The sequence below is a fragment of the Synechococcus sp. PCC 7335 genome, assembly GCF_000155595.1.
Lineage (GTDB): Bacteria > Cyanobacteriota > Cyanobacteriia > Phormidesmidales > Phormidesmidaceae > Phormidesmis.
Genome location: NZ_DS989911.1, coordinates 1 through 1,516 on the forward strand (window position 1 = coordinate 1; position 1,516 = coordinate 1,516).

The window sequence follows — 1,516 nt, forward strand, 5'->3', positions numbered from 1 at the left end:
GCGCGTGCTCTCTGAGGGACTTGATGCCCGTAATCCGCCGCTTGAGCGTGCGCGCTTTCTTGCATTCTTTACAAAAAACACAGATGAGTTTTTTATGAAACGAGTCGGCGGATTAAAGCAACAAATCGAAGCGGGGGTCACAGAGACAACACCAGATGGTCGGACTCCTCATGAGCAATGGACAGAGATCCTCGATGCAGCGCGACCACTCTTTCGTGAGCAAGCTGCCTGCTGGGAGGAAGAAATTAAACCGCAATTCGCAGACGAAGGGATTCAGATTCAAACCCTTGACGAACTTACCGAATCGCAGCAAACGCGACTTCGCGATCATTTCGAAGAATCTGTCTTACCGACGTTAACTCCTCTTGCGTTTGACCCTGCACATCCGTTTCCATTCATCTCAAATCTTTCACTGTCGCTTGCTGTTCTCTCTCGTGAAACAACCGATGAAGAACTCACGTTTACCCGGATCAAAATCCCACAGAATCAGCCACGATTCGTTGAAGTTCCTGAAACAGATCATAATTATGTCCTCATTGAGGATGTAATCGAGGCAAATCTTGATCTTCTCCTGCCGAATGTTAATATCGTTGATGTCTCAAAATTCAAAGTCACTCGTAACGCGGAGGTGCGACGTGATGAGGAGGTCGCTGAGGATCTAATCAATATGATTGAGGAAGTGCTTGAGCAACGACGATTTGCAACAGTTGTCCGCGTTGAAGTCGCAGCTGATATGCCAGAGCAATCAGTATCTGTATTAAAAGAGCAACTTGACGTGACCGATGCAGAGGTATTTTATCGTGAAGGACCAATCGATTTCCGCTCACTCTTTGAGCTCACCGAGATCACCCGTCCAGATCTCAAAGCTCCATCATGGACGCCACAACCTCATCCTCGGATTATGCGTGGTCCGGGTGTTGACCCTCGTGATGAGCCTGCAGATATCTTTACTGAAATTGAACAAGATGATATTCTCGTTCATCACCCATATCACTCATTTGAGGGCACCGTCCATCATTTTCTAGAGGCTGCTGCGCACGACCCGGATGTCCTTGCAGTGAAGGCTGCAATCTATCGAACAGCAAGCGACTCAAAAGTGATTCAGAGTCTGATTGATGCTGCTGATAATGGTAAGCAAGTCGCGGTCATGGTTGAACTGAAAGCCCGATTTGATGAGCAAAACAATCTTGAATGGGTACGTCGACTTGAAGAGGAGGGTATTCATGTCGCTTATGGAACTGTTGGATTGAAGACCCATACGAAAACCGCGCTGGTCGTTCGCCAAGAGGACGAGGGGGTACAACTGTACTCACATGTTGGGACTGGCAATTATCACTCTGAGACCGCCAAAGGATATGTTGACCTCGGTGTGTTGACCTCGAATCATGATATTGGACAGGATCTGACGAAAGTATTCAATTCCTTTACGGGTCCGACACTGAGTAATCAATTCCGGGAGCTCTTGATTGCTCCTGTGACGATGCGTGAGCGGTTCACCCAGCGCATCCGTCGCGAA

Annotated in this window: 1 protein-coding gene; it reads left to right on the top strand. The window is 48.1% G+C overall.

Features of this window, described 5'->3' with window-relative positions:
• A partial coding sequence (ppk1, locus tag S7335_RS25535) for a polyphosphate kinase 1 (RefSeq protein WP_050766068.1) occupies positions 1–1,516 on the top strand: 1,516 nt, incomplete at both ends.